Below are 18,471 nucleotides of genomic sequence, written 5' to 3' on the forward strand. Positions count from 1 at the left end.
CGCTCGGAGCAGCACGCCCTTCGCTGGCCATACGTCGGCTGGCACCGTGGCTGCATGAGTGAAGGAACGGCCTGGGGCCGGATCGACGACGAGCTGGCCAGCAGCCTGCTCGACCAACGCACGTTGCTGATGGGTGGCGTGCTCGACGAGGCGATGGGGAACCGGCTCTGCACCGGCCTGATGGTGCTGTCCGCCCGTGATCCCCGCGCCGACATCCACCTCTGGATCAGCTCACCGGGTGGATCGGTCCCGGCGATGCTGGCGATCCGGGACGTGATGACCCTGATCCCCAACGACGTCTCGACCCTGGCGATGGGGATTGCGGCGAGTGCCGGGCAGTTCCTGCTGAGTGCAGGCGCGAAAGGCAAGAGGTACGCAATGCCCCACGCCCGGGTCCTGCTTCACCAGGGCTCGGCCGGCATCGGCGGGACCGCGATGGACATCGCCATCCAGGCCGACGACCTGCGCCACACGCGCGACACGGTGCTCTCGCTGATCGCCTCCGACACGGGGCAGGACGTGGAGACCGTCGAGCGCGACTCGCGTCGCGACCGCTGGTTCAGCGCCGACGAGGCCCTCGACTACGGCTTCGTCGACCAGGTCGTCAGCTCGGTGGACGACGTGCGCACGCCCGTCGTACGCCCGCTCGGACTGGGGGTCTCGCAATGAGCAGCTACCCGATCCCCTACGTGACCACGCAGAGCAACCGCGGCGAGCGGACCGTCGACGTCTACAGCCGGCTGCTGGCCGACCGGATCATCTACCTCGGTACGCCGATCGATGACGGCGTCGCGAACACCGTCATCGCACAGCTGATCCATCTCGAGTCGGAGAACCCGGAGGCGCCCATCAACCTGTACCTCAACTCCCCGGGCGGCTCGATCCCGGCGATGCTCGCGATCTACGACGCCATGCAGTTCGTGCGGCCGCCCGTCGAGACGACCTGCGTCGGCCAGGCGGTGGCTACCGCGGCCGTCCTGCTGGCCGGTGGAGCAACGGGGCGGCGGCAGATCCTGCGGCACGGGCGGGTGGTGCTGCACGCACCGGCGGCCGAGGGCCGCGGCACGATCCCCGACCTGATCCTCGAGGCCGACGAGGTCGAACGCGTCCGGTCGCTGCTCGAGGAGCTGCTCGCGCAGGACACCGGAAAGACGCCGGCGCAGGTGCGCGAGGACACCGAGCGCGACCTCGTGCTGACCGCTCAGCCGGCGCTGGAGTACGGCGTCGTCGACGCGGTGATCACCGAGCGGGACACGCCTCGGTCGGTGCTGGCGGGGGCGCGGCTCTAGGCGGCGAGGCAGACCGGGGACCGGGTGCTGATCGAGCTCGACGCGACGCGGGCCGCGATCTCGGCGACGCTCAGCCCGAGCGCGCCGGCGATCGCGGCCAGCAGCTCCGACGACGGGTCCTTGAGGCCGCGCTCCACCTCGGAGAGGTACTGCGGCGAGACGCCCGCCTCCTCGGCGACGTCGATCAACCTCTTGCCGGAGGCGAGTCGCTCCTCGCGGAGCTCGTGCCCGGCGGACTCGCGCCAGAGCGGCTCGACCCGGGGCTCGCTCTCGCGCGGAGCCCGGGCCGGTGCGACCCGGCGGGGCTCGTCGGTCTGCTGCTCTGACACGTGAGGCTGCTGCTGCCGGCGTACCGGAAGCTGGACGACATCACCCATGGGTCGACTCTAAGCGCCGAGTGGCGCCGACGTAGATGGGTTCTGCTGTGGGCAGAACCTGGGCAACATCGCTCAAGCGCTGCCGGCGCGCGGGTTGAGAGGGTGTGGCCATGGATCGAGCCAGCGTCGACGCCGTCTGCGTCATGCACGAGGTCATCGACGGCTACTACCACCCGACCGCCATCGACAAGCGACCCGTGGCGGGCCCCGTGTGCGTCGGCGAGTGGGGACCGGAGGGCGACGAGCACGTCGACTCCGCGCACGGCGGCGTGGATGCCGCGGTCTATGTCTATGCCGCGGAGGACGCGGCGTACTTCGGTCGGATGCTGGAGCGTGACATCCCGCCTGGGCTGTTCGGCGACAACGTGCGCACCCGAGGGCTCGACGTCACCAGCTCACTGATCGGCGAGCGTTGGTGGCTCGGCGAGCCCGGCAGGGGCGTCCTGCTCGAGGTGCGCAAGCCGCGGACGCCCTGCCACAACCTCTCGATGCGGATGGGCATCGACGGCTTCCATGTCGACTTCAACCGCACCGGCCGGGTCGGCGCCATGTGCCGCGTCGTGGAGCCGGGCGTCATCTGCGCGGGCGACGCCATCAGCGTCGACCATGAGCCGGACCACGAGGTCTCGATCGGCGTGCTGGTGACCGGGATGACGCCGGCTCAGGCGCAGGGCCTCCTCGACTCGGGCATCGCCCTGACCTCGGCCGTGCGGGCCAAGGCCAGGCGGTACGCCGCGCGCCCCTGAGACCCAGCTACCGTCAGTAGACCCGGGGCTGGGGGATGCCTGCGTGGATCACGTAGGTGCTCATGATCTTGTCCGCGAACGTCTGCTTGTGCGAGTCCCAGATCGGCCAGAGGTACCCGATGTAGCAGATCGAGTCGACGATATGCAGCAGGTAGCGCAGGAACGCCCACCCGCCCCCGATCGGTTGCATGTCGGAGTTGACGAGGCGGACCGCGAGCACGCTCTTCCCGACGGAGGCGCCGGTCCGGCCCCGCCGGATGCAGATGTTCCAGACGAAGAACGCGATCCCGGTGACGGCGCCGATCAGGATCAGCGTGAGCGGGACGCCGATGCTGCCGGAGTAGTGGCTGGTCGTCGTCCCGTCGGGGTTGGTCGTCGTGGACGTGTTGGACAGCAGGACCACGTAGCCGACCAGGGCCGGGGCCGAGGCGAGTGCACCGGCGATGTAGTCGATCACCCAGGCACCGACGCGCGTCCACCAACCGGCGTAGCCGTTGAAGGCGAAGGTGGGCCTGTTGGTGTCCACCGGTCCCGCGTACGGGTTGGCGGGACCGCCGGGTGCGCCGGGCGGTGGCTGCGCCGGGGCGCCGTACGGGTTCTGCTGGCCGTAGGGGTTCTGGGGGTTCTGCGGCGCCGAGTTCCAGTTGTCGGGGTACGGGTTGTACGGCGCGGGCTCGGAGGGCGCCGGCTCGGAAGGCCCCGGCGTGGAGCCGGACGCGCCTGGATCGGGCTGGTTCGGGTCGGGGTCTGGCGGTGAGCCGTAGTGCGACATCGGGTCTGTCCCCTCGGTCGTCCGCGGACCGGATCGCCCGCGAGGTGGCACGAGTATGACCGCGCAGACGCCTCCCTTTCGGCCTCGACGCGCGCGACGCCGCTTGCATACCCGGTATGGGTGGGGTATACATACTCGGTATCTACGGCCACGGGGGACGTAGCTCGATGTGATCGACGGGGAGGTGTCGCCGGTGTCGGTGCGCAACGCCTTGCTGGCCCTGCTGGAGCAGGGTCCGCGGTACGGCTACCAGCTACGAGCGGAGTTCGAGGACCGCACCGGCGGCACCTGGCCGCTGAACGTCGGCCAGGTCTACACGACGCTGTCGCGTCTTGAGCGGGACGGGTTCGTCGAGGGCCAGGGGTCCGACGGCGACGGGCACGTCGTGTACGTCGTGACCGCAGCGGGTCGGGAGGAGGTCGCCGAGTGGTTCAGCTCGCCGGTGCCGCGGACCCAACCGCCTCGCGAGGAGCTCGCGATCAAGCTGGCTCTCGCGGTGAGCGTGCCCGGTGTCGAGGTCGGCACCGTGATCCAGCAGCAGCGGTCGGCCACCATGACGGCATTGCAGGACTACACCCGACTCAAGCGGCGCGCCACCGGCGACGACCCCCATGAGCTCGCCTGGGGGTTGGTGCTCGACTCCCTGGTGTTCAACGCCGAGGCGGAGATCCGCTGGCTCGACCACTGCGAGGCGCGGCTGCGGAGGGCTGCCTCGTCCGCCACGTCGGCGACGCCCGTGGTCGCGGTCGGGACCGACGCTGCACACCAAGGAGCGGAGCGATGACCGGCGTGCTCGAGCTCGACACCGTGACCCGCGTCCACGGCGCTGCGGCGACCGAGGTGACGGCCCTGCGCGAGGTGACCTTCGCGGCGTACGCCGGGGAGCTGGTGGCGGTGATGGGCCCGTCCGGCTCGGGCAAGTCGACCCTGCTGACGCTGGCCGGCGGTCTCGACAGCCCGACGTCCGGCGCCGTCCGGGTCGAGGGCACCGACCTCGCGGCCCTCGGCCAGAAGGGGCGCGCGGCGATGCGTCGTACCTCGATCGGCTACGTGTTCCAGGACTTCAACCTGATCCCGGCCCTCACCGCCGTGGAGAACGTCGCGCTCCCACGCGAGCTGGACGGCGCCGGATCGCGCACCGCACGCAAGGCCGCTCTCGCGGCCCTGGAGGAGGTCGGCATCGGCGAGCTCGCGAGGCGGTTCCCGGACGAGATGTCCGGCGGGCAGCAGCAGCGGATCGCGATCGCGCGGGCCATCGTCGGCGAGCGCCGGCTGATCCTGGCCGACGAGCCGACCGGTGCCCTCGACAGCGAGACCGGGGAGGACATCCTGCGGCTGATCCGAGCCCGCTGCGATGCGGGAGCGGCCGGCGTCCTGGTCACCCACGAGGCCCGGCATGCCGCGTGGGCCGACCGTGTCGTGTTCCTGCGCGACGGCGTGATCGTCGACGAGGCCGGGAGCGACCGCCCCGACGCGCTGCTGGAGCAGGCGAGATGAAGGTCGTCTCGGGATGGCGCCTGGCGCTGCGGATGGCCTGGCGCGAGGCGTGGCGCTCGAAGGCGCGCAGCGTGCTCGTGCTGGTGATGGTGACGTTCCCGGTGGTGGCGGTGATCGCCGCCGACGTCGCCCAGGCGACCGCCAGCGTGAGCTCGGTCGAGGGGCTCGACGGGCGGATCGGCTCGGCGCAGGCGAGGGTCGAGACGCAGCCCGGGATCGGGAAGGTGTTCCAGGCCGCCGATCCCGGCAGCGGCGGCTTCGCCGCCGAAGGCGGCCACCACACCGCCCCGGCGACCCTGACCGACATCGAGCAGGCGCTCGGCGGACCCCGGCCGGCCATCGAGCTGCGTACTGCCGAGGCGAACATCAAGACCCGTCTCGGTGTGCTGGTGGTCGGTGCCACGAGCCTCGACCTGCAGAGCCCCCTGTCGCATGGGCTGTTCCGGCTCACCTCCGGGCGCTGGCCGAGCGGCGCCCACGAGGTCGCTGTGAACGATGCCCTGGCCCACCAGGGCTATGCCGTCGGCGACACCGTCACCGAGCGTGACGGCACGGAGCTCTCCGTCGTCGGGACGGCAGAGTCGGCGAGCGAACGCACCGCACCCCTGCTGGTCGGCGACGCCGATCTACTACCGGCGCCGCGAGCCGGCGCACATCACACCTGGCTGATCGGCGGCGCCCCCGTCACATGGAGCCAGGTCCGCGCGCTCAACGACCTCGGCACCTCGGTCCTGTCGCGCGAGGTGCTCCAGCACCCGCCCACGACCGCGCAGCTGCCGCCGCAGGTGCGCGATGTCAGTACCGACAACACGGCGATCTACCAGGTCCTGGCCCTGATCGGGGTGATGGCTCTGATCGAGGTCGTGCTGCTGGCCGGTCCCGCCTTCGCTGTCGGAGCACGGCGCCAGTCGCGCAGCCTGGCCCTGATCGCGGCGAACGGTGGCACGCCGTCCCAGTCGCGCCGCATCGTGCTGGGCACGGCCGTCGTGATCGGCGCCGTGGCCGGGATCGTCGGCGTGGCGCTCGGCATCGGACTGGGTCGCGCCCTGCTGCCCTGGCTCCAGTCGATGTCCGACTCCTACTTCGGCCCGTTCCAGATCCGATGGGGGCACGTGCTCGGGATCTCGGCGTTCGGGCTCGTCAGCGCCTTCCTGGCGGCGGTGGTCCCGGCCTGGATCGCCTCCCGGCAGGATGTCGTCGCCGTGCTGGCCGGGCGGCGGGGGGACCGCGCCGCGAGCAGGCGCTCGCCGTACATCGGGGTGGCGCTGGTCGCCGTGGGCATCGTGCTGGCCGTCCTCGGGGCGCGGCAGGGATCGGGTGGTGGGCTGATCGCCGGGGCCGCGATCCTCACGATCCTCGGCATGATCTTCCTGGTGCCCGTCGTGGTGGTCGGGGTGGCACGTCTGGGCCGGACCTTCCCGCTGCCGCTCCGGTACGCCGTACGAGATGCGGCGCGACACCGCACCCGCACCGTCCCGGCCGTGGCGGCCGTCGCCGCGACCGTTGCCGGTGTCGTCGCGCTGTCGATCGGGAACACCAGCGACCAGGCACAGGCCGAGGCGGAGTACTCGCCGCAGCTGCCCCTCGGCTACAGCTCGATCGCGATGAACAGCGGGCACACCGACTGGGCAGCCGTCGAGGCCGATGTCGCTCGGGTGGCTCCGGCGGCACGGGTCAGCCGCGTGGTCGGCGTACGCGGCTCACGAGGCATCCACGCCCAGGCGGGCCCGGGGGTCGAGCTGCCCAACGGCTTCATGTCGACCCTGCCGGTCCAGGCCCTGGTCAGCGACGGGCACGCCGTACCCCTGCTCGTGCGCCAGGACCTGCCGACGAAGCAATGGCAGCGAGCCGCGTCCGTCCTCCGCAACGGCGGGGTCGTGCTGTTCGGGCAGAAGGACGGCTCGGTCCGGAACGCGTCGCTGGGACTGGACGGGCCGGGCGGGGCTTCGATCCGGGTCCGGGCGGTCGTGGTGGCCAGCCACGACACCCAGCCGACGGTGATGGGCGTCCTGTCGCCGCCGGTCGCGCGGGCGCTGCACCTGCGCGTCCAGACCGTCGGGCTGCTGGTGACCGGGCAGCCGCTCACGACCGCCGAGGCCGGCGACCTCCAGCAGGTGCTGACCGGCATCGACCAGAACGCCTACCTCTATACCGAGCGCGGCTATCAGGTCTCCGGTAGCGAGAAGGTCGTGCTCTGGATCCTGTTCGGCCTGGCGGCCGTGCTGATGCTGGGCGGCACGCTGACGGCGACGTTCCTGGCGCTGTCGGACGCGCGGCCCGACCTCGCCACGCTGTCCGCGGTCGGAGCGTCGCCGCGGACGCGCCGGGTGGTGGCGGCGGCGTACGCCGTGTCTGTCGGGGTCGTCGGGGCGGTGCTGGGTGCTGCGGTCGGGTTCGTCCCGGGGATCGCGATCTCCTATCCGCTCACGCGCACCTACAGCGCCGGGCCCGGGCCGTCGCACTACCTGTCGATCCCGTGGCTGGAGATCGTGGGCCTGGTCGTTCTGCTGCCGGTCGTGACCGCGGTTCTCGTGGGGCTGGTGGCTCGGTCACGGCTGCCCCTGGTGGCTCGACTGGACTAGTCGCCGACTCGGCGAGTGCCCCGCGCCGGGTGGCCGATGGCGGACGAAGGGGTAGTCCCTGACCTTTCCGTTGGGTTCGGCAGGACAATCGAACGGAAACGTCAGGGACTACCCCGGAAACAACAAACAGACAGGCTTGACTGTTTGTTTGTACGACGAGAGCATGGTGGGGTGTCGTCGACGGTCCGGGTGTCCCAGGAGGAGCGGTCGCGGGCGATGCGGGCACGGTTGATGGACGCCACCATCGACTGCCTGGTGGAGCACGGCTTCGGCGGTACGTCGAGCACGCTGATCAGCGAGCGGGCCGGTGTGTCCCGGGGCGCGCAGCTGCACCACTTCCCGACCAAGAACGACCTGGTCGTCGCCGCGGTCACCCACCTGACCGAGGTGCGAGGGGCCGAGCTGGCGGCCGCGGCGGCCGCCGTACCCGCAGCGCATCGCACCCGCGACGTGCTCCGGATGCTCGGCGACCACTTCGCGTCGCCGGTGTTCATCGCGGCGCTCGAGCTCTGGGTCGCCGCCCGTACGGAGCCGGCGCTGCTCGCCGCCGTCGAGCCGCTCGAGCAGAAGGTCGGCCGGGAGACGCACCGGATGACGGTCGAGCTGCTCGGCGCCGACGAGTCGAGGCCGGGAGTCCGCGAGCTCGTGCAGGCGACACTCGACCTGGTCCGCGGTCTCGGACTGGCGGCGACGATCAGCGACGACACCCGCCGTCGCAACCGGATCCTCGACCAGTGGGCGCGCACCCTCGACGGGGCGCTGACGTGAGCGACGTACTGACCGTCGTGCTCGCTGACCTCGCGACCGAGTCGGCCCGCCTGGAGTCGCTCGTCGCCGACCTCCCCGATGCGGCGTGGCGCCTGCCTACGCCCGCACCCGGCTGGGACGTCGCCACCCAGATCGCCCATCTGGCCTGGACCGACGAGGCCGCCCGAACCGCCGCGACCGACAAGCATGGCTGGGACGCGCTCGTGCTCGAGGCGTTGGCCGACCCCGAGCACTCCGTCGACAGGGCGGCCCTGACCGGCGGCATCGCGGCGCCGCCGGTCCTGCTCGAACGCTGGCGTACGGCGCGCGTCCGGCTGGCCGAGACGCTCCGCACCTACCCCGCCGGGGCGAGGATCCCCTGGTACGGGCCGCCGATGTCCGCGGCCTCCATGGCCACCGCGCGGTTCATGGAGACCTGGGCGCACTCGCTCGACGTGCACACGGCGCTCGACGTCGAGCCCGAGATCACCGATCGCATCCGGCACGTCGCCCACCTCGGAGTGCGCACCCGTGACTGGGCGTTCTCGATGCATCGCACCCCGCCGCCGACGGAGGAGTTCCGCATCGACCTCACCGCGCCGTCGGGCGATCTGTGGGCCTGGGGTCCCGAGGACGCCACGCAGACCGTGACCGGCACGGCGTACGACTTCTGCCTGCTGGTCACCCAACGTGTGAACCGCGCCGACACGTCCCTGGTCGCCACCGGTCGCGACGCGAACCTCTGGCTGAACATCGCCCAGGCCTTCGCCGGCCCGCCGGGAGAGGGGCGGGAGCCCAGCAATGGCTGACCCGACCGGCCGGCCTCTGCGCGTGGGCAACTGCTCCGGCTTCTACGGCGACCGTCTCTCGGCGATGCGGGAGATGTTGGAGGGCGGTCCACTCGACGTACTCACCGGCGACTACCTCGCCGAGCTGACGATGCTGATCCTCGGCCGCGACCAGCTCAAGGACCCGGCCCTCGGATACGCCCGGACCTTCGCGCGGCAGGTCGAGGAATGCCTCGGTCTGGCCCTCGAGCGGGGCGTGAGGATCGTCAGCAACGCCGGTGGCCTCAACCCCTCCGGGCTCGCGGCGCGGATCGCCGAGATCGCGGCGGCCCAAGGGCTCTCACCGAACATCGCGTACGTCGACGGAGACGACGTCCGCTCCGTGGGCTTTTCCGAAGCGTTGACGGCGAACGCCTATCTCGGCGGGTTCGGCATCGCCGCGGCGCTGCGCGACGGCGCCGACATGGTGGTCACCGGGCGGGTCACCGACGCGTCCCTCGTCCTCGGCCCGGCCGCCTGGTGGCACGGCTGGAGCCCGACGGCGTACGACGAGCTCGCCGGCGCTGTGGTCGCGGGGCACGTGCTCGAGTGCGGGTGCCAGGCGACGGGTGGCAACTTCTCGGGGTTCCTGGCTTCGGGCTCGACAGTCACCAACGTCGAGAATCCCGCTCAACCACTGGGGTTTCCGCTCGCCCAGATCGCGAGTGACGGCTCGTCGGTGATCACCAAGCATCCGGGCACCGGCGGCGTGGTCAGCGTCGACACCGTGACCGCGCAGCTGATGTACGAGGTGCAGTCGACCGAGTACGCCGGACCCGACGTCACCACCCTCCTCGAGACGGTCACCCTGACCCAGGAGGCGCCCGATCTCGTGCGCGTCTCCGGTGTGCGCGGGATCTCGCCGCCCGAGCGGCTCAAGGTGTGCGTCAACGAGCTGGGGGGCCACCGGAACTCCGTCGAGCTCGTGCTGACCGGCCTCGACATCGAGGAGAAGGCGGCCTGGGTCCGGGCTCAGCTCGAGCCGCGCCTCACGGCGTCGTCGGTGACCTGGTCGGTCGGGGCGCTGCCCGGCCGCGACGCCGACACCGAGGAGGGTGCGTCGACGCTGCTGCGCTGCACGGTGCAGGACCCTTCACCCGACGCGGTCGGCCGCAACTTCAGTGGCGCGGTGGTCGAGCTCGCGCTCTCGTCGTACCCGGGGTTCACGATCACCGCGCCCCCCGGGAGCGGCACGCCGTACGGCGTCTATCGCGCGGAGTACGTCGACCGCTCGGGGGTCACCCACACGGTGCACCATGCCGACGGCCGGACCGAGGTGGTGTCATGAGAGTGCCGCTGGGCACGTTCGTGCACGCCCGCTCGGGCGACAAGGGAGGCGACGCCAACCTCGGCCTCTGGGTCGCGCACGACGCGCACCCGGCGTACGACGCGCGTGTCTCCTGGCTGCTCGACCTGGTCAGCCCGGACTTCGTCCGGACGCTCCTCCCCGAGGCGCGTGACCTCGAGATCGAGGTGTTCGCACTGCCCAACCTCGGAGGCGTGAACGTCGTGCTGCACGGTCTGCTCGGCCAGGGCGTCGCGGCGTCGACGCGCTTCGACCCGCAGGCGAAGGGGCTCGGCGAGTGGGCCCGGTCGCGGTACGTCGAGATCCCGGAGGCGTTGGCGTGACGACCGAGCGTGAGGCGTTGCGGGAGGTGGCGCGGGAGTTCACCCGCCGCGAGGTCGCGCCGTATCTCCAGGACTGGGAGGACGCCGGCGAGGTGCCGCGCGACCTGCACCGCCAGGCCGCGAAGCACGGACTGCTGGGCGTCTCGTTCCCGATCGAGGTCGGCGGTGAGGGCGGCGACCTGCTCGACAGCATCGCGGTGCTGGAGGGCATGTTCGACGAGGGCGCGTCGAGCGGGCTGATGGCCGCGCTCTTCACCTCCGGGATCGCGCTGCCCCACCTCGCGGCGTCCGGGAACGCCGACCTCGTCGACCGTTTCGTGCGCCCCACGCTGGCCGGCGAGCTGATCGGCTCGCTCGCCGTCACCGAGCCCGGCGGCGGGTCCGACGTCGCCGGGATCCGGACGACCGCCCGGCGAGAGGGGGATGAGTACGTCGTCGAGGGGACCAAGACGTTCATCACCAGCGGCGTGCGCGCCGACGTCGTGACCACGGCCGTGCGCACCGGCGGGCCGGGTGCTGCCGGACTGTCGTTGCTGGTGATCGAGAAGGGTCTGCCCGGCTTCACGGTGGATCGCACGCTGTCGAAGATGGGTTGGCACTGCTCCGACACCGCCGAACTCGGGTTCGCGAACGTGCGGGTGCCGGCCACCAATCTCGTCGGCGCTGAGAACACGGGCTTCGCCCAGATCGCCGAGCAGTTCGTGGTCGAGCGGATCGCGCTGGCGGTCCACGGCTACGGGATCGCCGCCCGCAGCCTCGCCCTCGCTGCGTCGTACTGCCGGGAGCGCGAGACGTTCGGCAAGCCACTGCTGGCCAACCAGGTCGTGCGTCAGCGGCTGGTCGAGATGCGGCGACGGGTGGAGGTCGCCCGGACGTACGTTCGCGAGATCGCCCGTCGACACGTGGCCGGAGAGGACGTCGTCGCCGAGGCGTGCCTGGCCAAGCAGACCGCCGTCGAGAGTGCGACGTACGTCTGCGACCAGGCCGTGCAGCTTCACGGAGGCACCGGCTACCTGCACGGGACCGAGGTCGAGCGGCACTACCGCGATGCCCGGATCCTGCCGATCGGAGGAGGTGCGACCGAGGTGCTCACCGATCTCGCCGCCAGACTGCTGGGGTACGCACCATGACGTTCGACGTGCACCTGCCTCTCACCCCCCTCACCCGCGAAGTGTCGGTCCACGTGGACGCTCCGCCGGAGAGGGTGTGGGCGCTGGTCAGCGACGTGACCCGGATCGGCCAGTTCTCGCCGGAGACGTTCGAGGCGAGGTGGACGCGCGGGTCGACGGGTCCCGCGGTGGGGGCGTCGTTCAAGGGCCACGTCAAGCGCAACGGTGTCGGCCCGACGTACTGGTCCCTGTGCCAGGTGACCGCGTGCGTGCCGAACCAGGTCTTCGAGTTCGCGGTCGGCACCGACGCCATCACCCTCAACAACTGGGGCTATCGGCTCGCGTCGGACGGCGACGGGACGACGGTCACCGAGTACTTCCGGATCGAGCCGTCGCTGCCCATGCGGCTGTACTGGACGGTGCTCGGCCCCCTCCGTGGGCGCACCAACGAGCGTGGCATGCGCACGACGTTGGCGCGGATGAAGGCGGTTCTGGAGCGATGACCGCGACCAACCGCGAGGCGATGCTCGCCAAGCTCGCCGGCCTCGACGCCGAGCACGCCAAGGCTGTCGGTGGCGGCGGCCAGAAGTACGTCGAGCGTCACCACGCCCGGGGCAAGCTCCTGCCCCGGGAGCGGATCGAGCTCCTGGTCGACCCGGGCTCGGCGTTCCTCGAGCTCTCGCCGCTGGCCGGCTGGGGCTCGGACTTCACCGTCGGCGCGAGCGTCGTCACCGGCATCGGGGTGGTCGAGGGGGTCGAGTGCCTGATCACCGCCAACGACCCCAGCGTCAAGGGCGGCGCGAGCAACCCGTGGACGGTGAAGAAGATCTTCCGCGCCTCCCAGATCGCCGAGGAGAACAACCTGCCCACGATCTCGCTGGTCGAGTCGGGCGGGGCGGACCTGCCGACCCAGAAGGAGATCTTCATCCCCGGCGGCAAGCTGTTCCGCGACCTGACCCGCGCGTCAGCCCGGAAACAGCCCACAGTCGCGCTCGTGTTCGGCAACTCCACAGCCGGAGGGGCCTACGTGCCCGGGATGTCGGACTACACCGTCATGGTGAAGGAGCAGGCAAAGGTGTTCCTGGGTGGCCCACCTCTGGTGAAGATGGCCACCGGTGAGGAGGCGGACGACGAGTCACTCGGCGGCGCGTCCATGCACGCGCGCATCTCCGGCCTAGCCGACTACCTGGCGGAGGACGAGCTCGACGCGATCCGGATCGGGCGCCGGATCGTCGCGCGACTCAACCGACGCAAGGTGCAGTCCCCGATGTCAGAGTCGGTCCCATCCTTCGTCGTACCCGACGCCGACGTCGAAAGTCTGCTCGACCTGATCCCGGCCGACCTCAAGGAGCCGTTCGACCCCCGCGAGGTGATCGTGCGACTCGTCGACGGCACGAGCCCGGGCAACGCGCGGCCCTTCGACGAGTTCAAGCCGCTCTACGGCGCCTCGCTGGTGACCGGCTGGGCGCGGATCCACGGCCGGCCGATCGGGATCCTCGCCAACGCCCAGGGGGTGTTGTTCAGCGAGGAGGCGCAGAAGGCGACGCAGTTCATCCAGCTGGCGAACCAGGCCGACACGCCACTGCTGTTCCTGCACAACACGACCGGCTACATGGTCGGTGCGGAGTACGAGCAGGGCGGGATCATCAAGCACGGCGCCCAGATGATCAACGCCGTCAGCAACAGCACCGTCCCGCACCTGAGCGTGATCATGGGTGCGTCGTACGGCGCGGGGAACTACGGCATGAACGGTCGTGCCTACGACCCGCGGTTCCTGTTCACATGGCCGAGCGCGAAGTCGGCCGTGATGGGTCCGGCCCAGCTGGCCGGCGTGCTCTCGATCGTGGCGCGGGCCGCGACCGAGGCGCGCGGACAGGAGTACGACGAGAAGGGCGACTCCGAGATGCGGGCGTTCGTCGAGGCCAGCGTCGAGGAGCAGAGCCTGCCGTTCTTCCTCTCGGGGATGCTCTACGACGACGGCGTGATCGACCCGCGCGACACCCGCACGGTGCTGGCGATCTGCCTCTCGGTCATCGAGAACGCTCCGTTCACGGGGGCCGGTGGCTACGGGGTGTTCCGGACATGACCTCGACGATCAGGCGACTCCTCGTCGCCAACCGCGGGGAGATCGCGCGTCGCGTCTTCGCGACCTGTCGCCGGCTCGGGATCGAGACCGTGGCCGTCCACTCGGACGCCGACGCGGCGATGCCGTTCGTCACCGAGGCCGACCTGGCGGTCCGACTTCCCGGCAGTGCGCCCGCGGACACCTACCTGCGGTCCGACCTGATCTTGGATGCCGCACGGCGGACCGGCGCGGACGCGGTCCATCCGGGCTACGGCTTCCTCTCGGAGAACGCCGGGTTCGCCCGCGCCGTGATCGAGGCCGGCCTCACCTGGGTCGGTCCGGCGCCAGAGTCGATCGAGGCGATGGGGTCGAAGGTCAGGGCCAAGGAGCTGATGCGCCGCGCCGGAGTCCCCGTGCTCGAGGCACCCAGGTCGCCGACCGAAGCCGACCTGCCGCTGGTGGTGAAGGCGTCGGCAGGCGGCGGCGGGCGCGGCATGCGGGTGGTCCGGTCGCTGGCCGACCTGCGCGGTGAGCTCGAGGCAGCAAGCGCCGAGGCGGCCAGCGCGTTCGGCGACGGTCACGTCTTCGTCGAGCCGTACGTCGAGCGCGGCCGCCACGTCGAGGTGCAGGTGGTGGGTCATCCGAACGGGATCCTGGTCCTCGGTGAGCGCGACTGCTCGATCCAGCGTCGCCACCAGAAGGTCCTGGAGGAGTCGCCGGCGCCGCACCTGCCCGACGCCACCCGCGCGTCGCTGCACGAGGCAGCTCGCGCCGCGGCCGCCTCGATCGACTACCGCGGGGCCGGCACCGTGGAGTTCCTCTACGACGCCGCGACGGACCGTTTCTACTTCCTGGAGATGAACACCCGGCTCCAGGTCGAGCACCCGGTGACCGAGCTGGTGCACGGCGTCGATCTGGTCGAGCTGCAGCTGGCCGTCGCCGAGGGACACTCGCCCGACCCACGCACGATCGGCGAGACCTATGGCCACGCGATCGAGGTGCGGCTGTACGCCGAGGACCCGGCCGCCGACTGGCAGCCGCAGAGCGGCGTGCTCACCCTGGTCGACGTACCAGGAGTGGACGCGGCGTTCGACCTGCTGAACCGCCCGGGTCTCCGCCTGGACAGCGGGGTGCAGAGCGGGAGCGAGGTCTCGATCCACTACGACGCGATGCTCGCCAAGCTGGTCGCGTGGGCGCCGACCCGTGAGCATGCGGCCCGCAGGCTGGCGGCGGCCCTGCGCGGTGCGCGCCTGCACGGCGTCACCACCAACCGCGACCTGCTCGTCAGCGTCCTCGACCACCCCGCGTTCGTGGCCGGTGAGATCGGCACGACCTTCCTCGTCGACCACCCGTTCGCCCCGCCGTCGCCGGCCCCGGACGCGTTCGTGGCAGCCGCCCTGGCCCTGGCCGAGCGCGACCGTCTGGCCCGGACCGTCCAGCAGGGCGTTCCCGTCGCCTGGCGCAACGTCGTCAGCCAGCCCCAGATCACTCGCTTCACCCGGTCGTCCGCCCAGGTGGGCACTAGAGCAACCGCCCAGGCGGACGACCCGATCACGGTGGAGTGGTACGGCGGGCGCGACGGCTACGTCGTCGATGGCCTCACCGTCCGGGCGACGAGCCCGACCGGCGTGACCCTCGAGGCGGATGGTGTCGCCACGACGTACGACGTGCGGATCACCGGCGAGCGGGTCGACGTCGACGCTCCGAGCGGACACGTCGCCCTGACCGTCGTCCCGCGGTTCACCGACCCGGCCGACGCCGTGGCCGGCGGCAGTCTGCTCGCCCCGATGCCGGGCACCGTCGTCAGCGTCGCGGTGGCGAAGGGCGACGACGTGGCCACCGGCGAACCGGTCCTGATCATCGAGGCGATGAAGATGCAGCACACCGTGTCCGCGCCACAGGCGGGCACCGTCACCGACCTGTCCGTCCGACCCGGCGACCAGGTGGCCGCCGGCGAGGTCCTGGCCGTCGTGGAGGAGAAGCAATGACCACGTTCACCGAGTCCGAGGAGCGTCAGGCGCTGCGCCGCGAGGTCGCCAAGCTGGCCGGGAAGTACGGGCGCGAGTGGTTCACCCAGAAGGCCCGCGCCGGAGAGAAGACCACCGACCTCTGGCTCGAGATCGGGCGCACCGGTTACCTCGGCATCAACATCCCCGAGGAGTACGGCGGAGGGGGCGGCGGCATCGGCGACATCGCGGCGGTCTGCGAGGAGCTGGCCGCCCAGGGCTGCCCGCTGCTGCTGATGGTCGTGAGCCCGGCGATCTGCGGCACGATCATCACGCGATACGGCACCGACGAGCAGAAGCGCCGCTGGCTCCCGGGCATCTGTGACGGCACGGGCACGATGGCGTTCGCGATCACCGAGCCCGACGCCGGCATCAACACCCACAACATCACCACCACGGCTCGGCGCGACGGCGACGCATGGGTGCTGAACGGGCGCAAGATCTACATCTCCGGAGTCGACGAGGCCGCGAACGTGCTCGTCGTCGCCCGCACGGAGGATGCGAGGACCGGCCAGGTGAAGCCGGTGCTGTTCGTCGTCCCGACCGACGCCGAGGGCTTCGAGTACCGACCGATCCCGATGGAGATCGTCAGCCCCGAGCTGCAGTTCACCGTCTTCATCGACGACGTACGGCTCCCCGCCGACGCGCTGGTCGGCGACCCCGACACAGCTGACGGCGGGCTGGTGCAGCTGTTCTCCGGGCTCAACCCCGAGCGGATCATGGCCGCGTCGTTCTCGACGGGCCTGGCCAGGTTCGCGCTCGACAAGGCTGCGACGTACGCCAAGGAGCGCACGGTGTTCCAGGGCCCGATCGGCACCCACCAGGCGATCGCGCACCCGCTGGCCCAGTCGAAGATCGAGGTCGAGCTCGCCCGGCTGATGACCCAGAAGGCCGCCGCGCTCTACGACGCCGGCGACGACACGGGCGCGGCCGAGGCCGCGAACATGGCCAAGTACGCCGCGGCCGAGGCCGCCTGCGACGCGGCCGACCGGGCGGTGCAGACGCATGGCGGCAACGGGATCACGCAGGAGTACGGCATGGCCGGGCTGCTCGTCGCGACCCGAGCCGGCCGGATCGCGCCGGTGTCACGCGAGATGATCCTGAACTACGTCGCCATGCACACCCTCGGTCTCCCCAAGAGCTACTGAGCCGGCTCCGCGAGCCGGTGCTCGAAGGCATAAGCGGCAGCCGCGGTCCGTGACGAGACGTGGATCTTGCCGAAGATGTTGCTCAGGTGGCGCGCCACCGTCTTCTCGCTGAGGAAAAGCGTGCGGGCGATCTGCGGGTTGGTCTGACCTTGCGCGACGAGGCGCAGGACGTCGACCTCCCGTTCGGTCAGCCCGTCGGGCAGCTGCGGAGTCAGCAGCTGGTCGACCCGGCGCACGTCGTCCTTGGCGTCGAGGTCGCGGAAACTCCGCCGGGCCACGGCGAGCTCGGACGTCGCCGAGTCGTCGTCGCCCAGCGCCCGGAAGGCAAGTCCGATCAGGGTCCGCGCGCGAGCCGCGTCGTACCGCGCTCCAAGCTGCTGCCACAGCTGCCAACCGCGTCGCAACGAGGACAACGCAGCGGCCGGGTCTCCGGACGCCAGGGTGACGGCGCCGCGGGCACAGGCCGCGCAGGCGGTGAGCGGTGGAGTGTCGAACGCCGCCGCGATCACGTCGAGCTCGTCCGCGGCCGCGCCGGCCGCAGCTGGGTCGGAACCGGCCAGGAGCACCTCGACGGCGGCCGGCAGCACCCGGCTCCGGTGCACGGGGTCTGCGAACTCGCCGAGCAGCCGTCGTACGGCGCCGACCGCCGCGCTGGTGCGACCGGACGCGAGCCACAGCAGGGCCAGGCCCGGTTGCGGCTCGTGGCCGTGCGCCGCTGCCTCGTCGTACGCCGCGGAGGCCGCCTCGTGATCGCCGCGGAGGCGGAGGACCTCGCCCCGCTCGTAGATCGCCAGGCCGACCGCCGGGTCCATGCCGTTGGCCTGGTACCGCTCCAGGGCGAGACCGAGCTCGGTGAGGGCCTGCTCGTACGCTCCGTGTGACCGCATGATCTGGGCACGGTGGACCGCACACTGGCCGGTGAACGGCACCAGGTCAGGCTGGTCGTCGCACCATCGCGTCAACGCCGCCGTCCACTCGGTCATCCGGCGGAAGTCCCCGATCTCCTGGCAGGCCTCGATCATCGAGCAGAAGACGTGCCCGGCCACGATCGGGGACGCTTCGCCGTCTGCGACCCACACCAGGGCCTCGTCCAGCAGCGTGAGTCCCTCCCGGACGCGCCCGCCGTAGATCAACATGCGACCCTCGCACATCAGCCCCATCGCCAGGAGGTTCGGATCGCCGGACTTCCTCCCCGCCGAGCTGATCCGCGTCGCATACTCGAGGGCCTGCGGGAACTCGGCCCTGTCGATGTGCCGGAACATGTGGTGGATGTCCACGTAGCTGCGCTCGACCGCGTCGTCCGGCTCGGACTCCAGCATCCGGGAGACACGCGCCACCCAGCCCTCTCCGACGGAGTCGTTTCCCGTCGTGTTGAGGACGAAGGCGATCCAGAACGCATCGTCGATGGCCGACTTGGTCTCGCCCGCCTCGTCCCGCCCGCGAAACGCGCGTTGCCACGCGCGCACGCAGGTGTCGTGGTCACCGCAGAGATAGGCGGCGACCGCGAGCGACTCGAGATCGGCCGGGCTCAGGTCCGGGGAGCCAGCCAGTCGGTCGCGGGCGACGGCCCACTCCCGCCGTTCGAAGGCCTCGCGGCCCGCGACCAGATCGTCCACGACGCCCATGACAACCCCTCCGCCCAGGCTACGCCGTTCTGCTCGGGCCTCGCGAGGTCGC

18 protein-coding genes are annotated in these 18,471 nt (G+C 71.3%); 15 read left to right on the forward strand and 3 right to left on the reverse strand.

Translation table 11 applies throughout. The features are described 5' to 3' along the window. The first annotated feature begins 54 nt into the window (after positions 1 to 54). Positions 55 to 669 carry an ATP-dependent Clp protease proteolytic subunit gene (locus VGJ24_RS08585; RefSeq protein ID WP_331500119.1) on the forward strand — a complete coding sequence of 205 codons (615 nt, stop codon included), beginning with the start codon at positions 55 to 57 and terminating at the stop codon, positions 667 to 669. Further along, positions 666 to 1,289, forward strand: coding sequence for a ClpP family protease (locus VGJ24_RS08590; RefSeq protein WP_331500120.1), 624 nt, complete (start codon positions 666 to 668; stop codon positions 1,287 to 1,289). Before VGJ24_RS08585 ends, VGJ24_RS08590 begins: the two co-directional genes overlap by 4 nt. Here the strand turns inward: VGJ24_RS08590 and VGJ24_RS08595 are convergent. Further along, positions 1,286 to 1,666, reverse strand: a complete 381-nt coding sequence (locus VGJ24_RS08595; RefSeq protein WP_331500121.1) for a helix-turn-helix transcriptional regulator — start codon at positions 1,664 to 1,666, stop codon at positions 1,286 to 1,288. The two genes, VGJ24_RS08590 and VGJ24_RS08595, sit on opposite strands and share 4 nt — an antisense overlap. A gap of 110 nt (positions 1,667 to 1,776) precedes the next feature. Between VGJ24_RS08595 and VGJ24_RS08600 the strand changes: the two genes are divergently transcribed. Next, positions 1,777 to 2,412: an MOSC domain-containing protein gene (locus VGJ24_RS08600; protein WP_331500122.1), complete on the forward strand. Its 636-nt coding sequence runs from the start codon at positions 1,777 to 1,779 to the stop codon at positions 2,410 to 2,412. A gap of 13 nt (positions 2,413 to 2,425) precedes the next feature. On the opposite strand, the gene VGJ24_RS08605 is transcribed toward VGJ24_RS08600, so the two are convergent. Beyond that, entirely contained in the window at positions 2,426 to 3,184 is a 759-nt protein-coding gene (locus VGJ24_RS08605) for an RDD family protein (protein WP_331500123.1), read from the reverse strand. A 193-nt stretch (positions 3,185 to 3,377) separates the two neighbouring features. On the opposite strand from VGJ24_RS08605, the gene VGJ24_RS08610 reads away from it, so the two are divergent. From VGJ24_RS08610 to VGJ24_RS08665, 12 genes are all read left to right on the forward strand, one after another. Then, a complete protein-coding gene (locus VGJ24_RS08610; RefSeq protein ID WP_331500124.1) occupies positions 3,378 to 3,968 on the forward strand; it encodes a PadR family transcriptional regulator in 591 nt (196 codons plus the stop codon). Continuing rightward, a complete protein-coding gene (locus VGJ24_RS08615) occupies positions 3,965 to 4,681 on the forward strand; it encodes an ABC transporter ATP-binding protein (RefSeq protein WP_331500125.1) in 717 nt (238 codons plus the stop codon). The genes VGJ24_RS08610 and VGJ24_RS08615 overlap by 4 nt, the downstream gene beginning before the upstream one ends. Beyond that, on the forward strand, positions 4,678 to 7,263 hold the full coding sequence (locus VGJ24_RS08620; protein ID WP_331500126.1) for an FtsX-like permease family protein: 2,586 nt from the start codon (positions 4,678 to 4,680) through the stop codon (positions 7,261 to 7,263). Before VGJ24_RS08615 ends, VGJ24_RS08620 begins: the two co-directional genes overlap by 4 nt. Before the next feature lie 171 nt (positions 7,264 to 7,434). Beyond that, positions 7,435 to 8,031: a TetR/AcrR family transcriptional regulator gene (locus tag VGJ24_RS08625; RefSeq protein WP_331500127.1), complete on the forward strand. Its 597-nt coding sequence runs from the start codon at positions 7,435 to 7,437 to the stop codon at positions 8,029 to 8,031. Then, positions 8,028 to 8,819 (forward strand): TIGR03084 family metal-binding protein, encoded by a 792-nt coding sequence (locus VGJ24_RS08630; protein ID WP_331500128.1) that lies wholly within the window; start codon positions 8,028 to 8,030, stop codon positions 8,817 to 8,819. Before VGJ24_RS08625 ends, VGJ24_RS08630 begins: the two co-directional genes overlap by 4 nt. Continuing rightward, positions 8,812 to 10,125, forward strand: coding sequence for an acyclic terpene utilization AtuA family protein (locus VGJ24_RS08635; protein ID WP_331500129.1), 1,314 nt, complete (start codon positions 8,812 to 8,814; stop codon positions 10,123 to 10,125). The genes VGJ24_RS08630 and VGJ24_RS08635 overlap by 8 nt, the downstream gene beginning before the upstream one ends. After that, positions 10,122 to 10,466 carry an AtuA-related protein gene (locus tag VGJ24_RS08640; protein ID WP_331500130.1) on the forward strand — a complete coding sequence of 115 codons (345 nt, stop codon included), beginning with the start codon at positions 10,122 to 10,124 and terminating at the stop codon, positions 10,464 to 10,466. The genes VGJ24_RS08635 and VGJ24_RS08640 overlap by 4 nt, the downstream gene beginning before the upstream one ends. Continuing rightward, the gene (locus tag VGJ24_RS08645; protein WP_331500131.1) at positions 10,463 to 11,596 is read left to right on the forward strand and encodes an acyl-CoA dehydrogenase family protein; all 1,134 of its coding nucleotides are present in this window, start codon (positions 10,463 to 10,465) and stop codon (positions 11,594 to 11,596) included. The genes VGJ24_RS08640 and VGJ24_RS08645 overlap by 4 nt, the downstream gene beginning before the upstream one ends. Then, positions 11,593 to 12,078, forward strand: a complete 486-nt coding sequence (locus VGJ24_RS08650) for an SRPBCC family protein (protein ID WP_331500132.1) — start codon at positions 11,593 to 11,595, stop codon at positions 12,076 to 12,078. The genes VGJ24_RS08645 and VGJ24_RS08650 overlap by 4 nt, the downstream gene beginning before the upstream one ends. After that, positions 12,075 to 13,661 carry an acyl-CoA carboxylase subunit beta gene (locus VGJ24_RS08655; RefSeq protein WP_331500133.1) on the forward strand — a complete coding sequence of 529 codons (1,587 nt, stop codon included), beginning with the start codon at positions 12,075 to 12,077 and terminating at the stop codon, positions 13,659 to 13,661. The genes VGJ24_RS08650 and VGJ24_RS08655 overlap by 4 nt, the downstream gene beginning before the upstream one ends. Beyond that, the gene (locus tag VGJ24_RS08660; protein ID WP_331500134.1) at positions 13,658 to 15,628 is read left to right on the forward strand and encodes an acetyl/propionyl/methylcrotonyl-CoA carboxylase subunit alpha; all 1,971 of its coding nucleotides are present in this window, start codon (positions 13,658 to 13,660) and stop codon (positions 15,626 to 15,628) included. The genes VGJ24_RS08655 and VGJ24_RS08660 overlap by 4 nt, the downstream gene beginning before the upstream one ends. Further along, positions 15,625 to 16,794 (forward strand): acyl-CoA dehydrogenase family protein, encoded by a 1,170-nt coding sequence (locus tag VGJ24_RS08665; RefSeq protein WP_331500135.1) that lies wholly within the window; start codon positions 15,625 to 15,627, stop codon positions 16,792 to 16,794. The genes VGJ24_RS08660 and VGJ24_RS08665 overlap by 4 nt, the downstream gene beginning before the upstream one ends. Here VGJ24_RS08665 and VGJ24_RS08670 read toward each other — a convergent pair. Continuing rightward, complete coding sequence (locus tag VGJ24_RS08670) at positions 16,788 to 18,419, reverse strand: response regulator transcription factor (RefSeq protein ID WP_331500136.1); 1,632 nt, start codon at positions 18,417 to 18,419, stop codon at positions 16,788 to 16,790. The genes VGJ24_RS08665 and VGJ24_RS08670 overlap by 7 nt on opposite strands. Positions 18,420 to 18,471: the final 52 nt, after the last annotated feature.

It is taken from the genome of Nocardioides sp., assembly GCF_036493135.1.
Lineage (GTDB): Bacteria > Actinomycetota > Actinomycetes > Propionibacteriales > Nocardioidaceae > Nocardioides.

Coding starts and splice junctions, on each gene's coding strand:
- VGJ24_RS08640 (WP_331500130.1), top strand. CDS start 10,122: ATGAGAGTGCCGCTGGGCACGTTCGTGCACGCCCGCTCGGGCGACAAG.
- VGJ24_RS08595 (WP_331500121.1), bottom strand. CDS start 1,666: ATGGGTGATGTCGTCCAGCTTCCGGTACGCCGGCAGCAGCAGCCTCAC.
- VGJ24_RS08585 (WP_331500119.1), top strand. CDS start 55: ATGAGTGAAGGAACGGCCTGGGGCCGGATCGACGACGAGCTGGCCAGC.
- VGJ24_RS08605 (WP_331500123.1), bottom strand. CDS start 3,184: ATGTCGCACTACGGCTCACCGCCAGACCCCGACCCGAACCAGCCCGAT.
- VGJ24_RS08655 (WP_331500133.1), top strand. CDS start 12,075: ATGACCGCGACCAACCGCGAGGCGATGCTCGCCAAGCTCGCCGGCCTC.
- VGJ24_RS08665 (WP_331500135.1), top strand. CDS start 15,625: ATGACCACGTTCACCGAGTCCGAGGAGCGTCAGGCGCTGCGCCGCGAG.
- VGJ24_RS08670 (WP_331500136.1), bottom strand. CDS start 18,419: ATGGGCGTCGTGGACGATCTGGTCGCGGGCCGCGAGGCCTTCGAACGG.
- VGJ24_RS08600 (WP_331500122.1), top strand. CDS start 1,777: ATGGATCGAGCCAGCGTCGACGCCGTCTGCGTCATGCACGAGGTCATC.
- VGJ24_RS08590 (WP_331500120.1), top strand. CDS start 666: ATGAGCAGCTACCCGATCCCCTACGTGACCACGCAGAGCAACCGCGGC.
- VGJ24_RS08620 (WP_331500126.1), top strand. CDS start 4,678: ATGAAGGTCGTCTCGGGATGGCGCCTGGCGCTGCGGATGGCCTGGCGC.
- VGJ24_RS08660 (WP_331500134.1), top strand. CDS start 13,658: ATGACCTCGACGATCAGGCGACTCCTCGTCGCCAACCGCGGGGAGATC.
- VGJ24_RS08650 (WP_331500132.1), top strand. CDS start 11,593: ATGACGTTCGACGTGCACCTGCCTCTCACCCCCCTCACCCGCGAAGTG.
- VGJ24_RS08615 (WP_331500125.1), top strand. CDS start 3,965: ATGACCGGCGTGCTCGAGCTCGACACCGTGACCCGCGTCCACGGCGCT.
- VGJ24_RS08635 (WP_331500129.1), top strand. CDS start 8,812: ATGGCTGACCCGACCGGCCGGCCTCTGCGCGTGGGCAACTGCTCCGGC.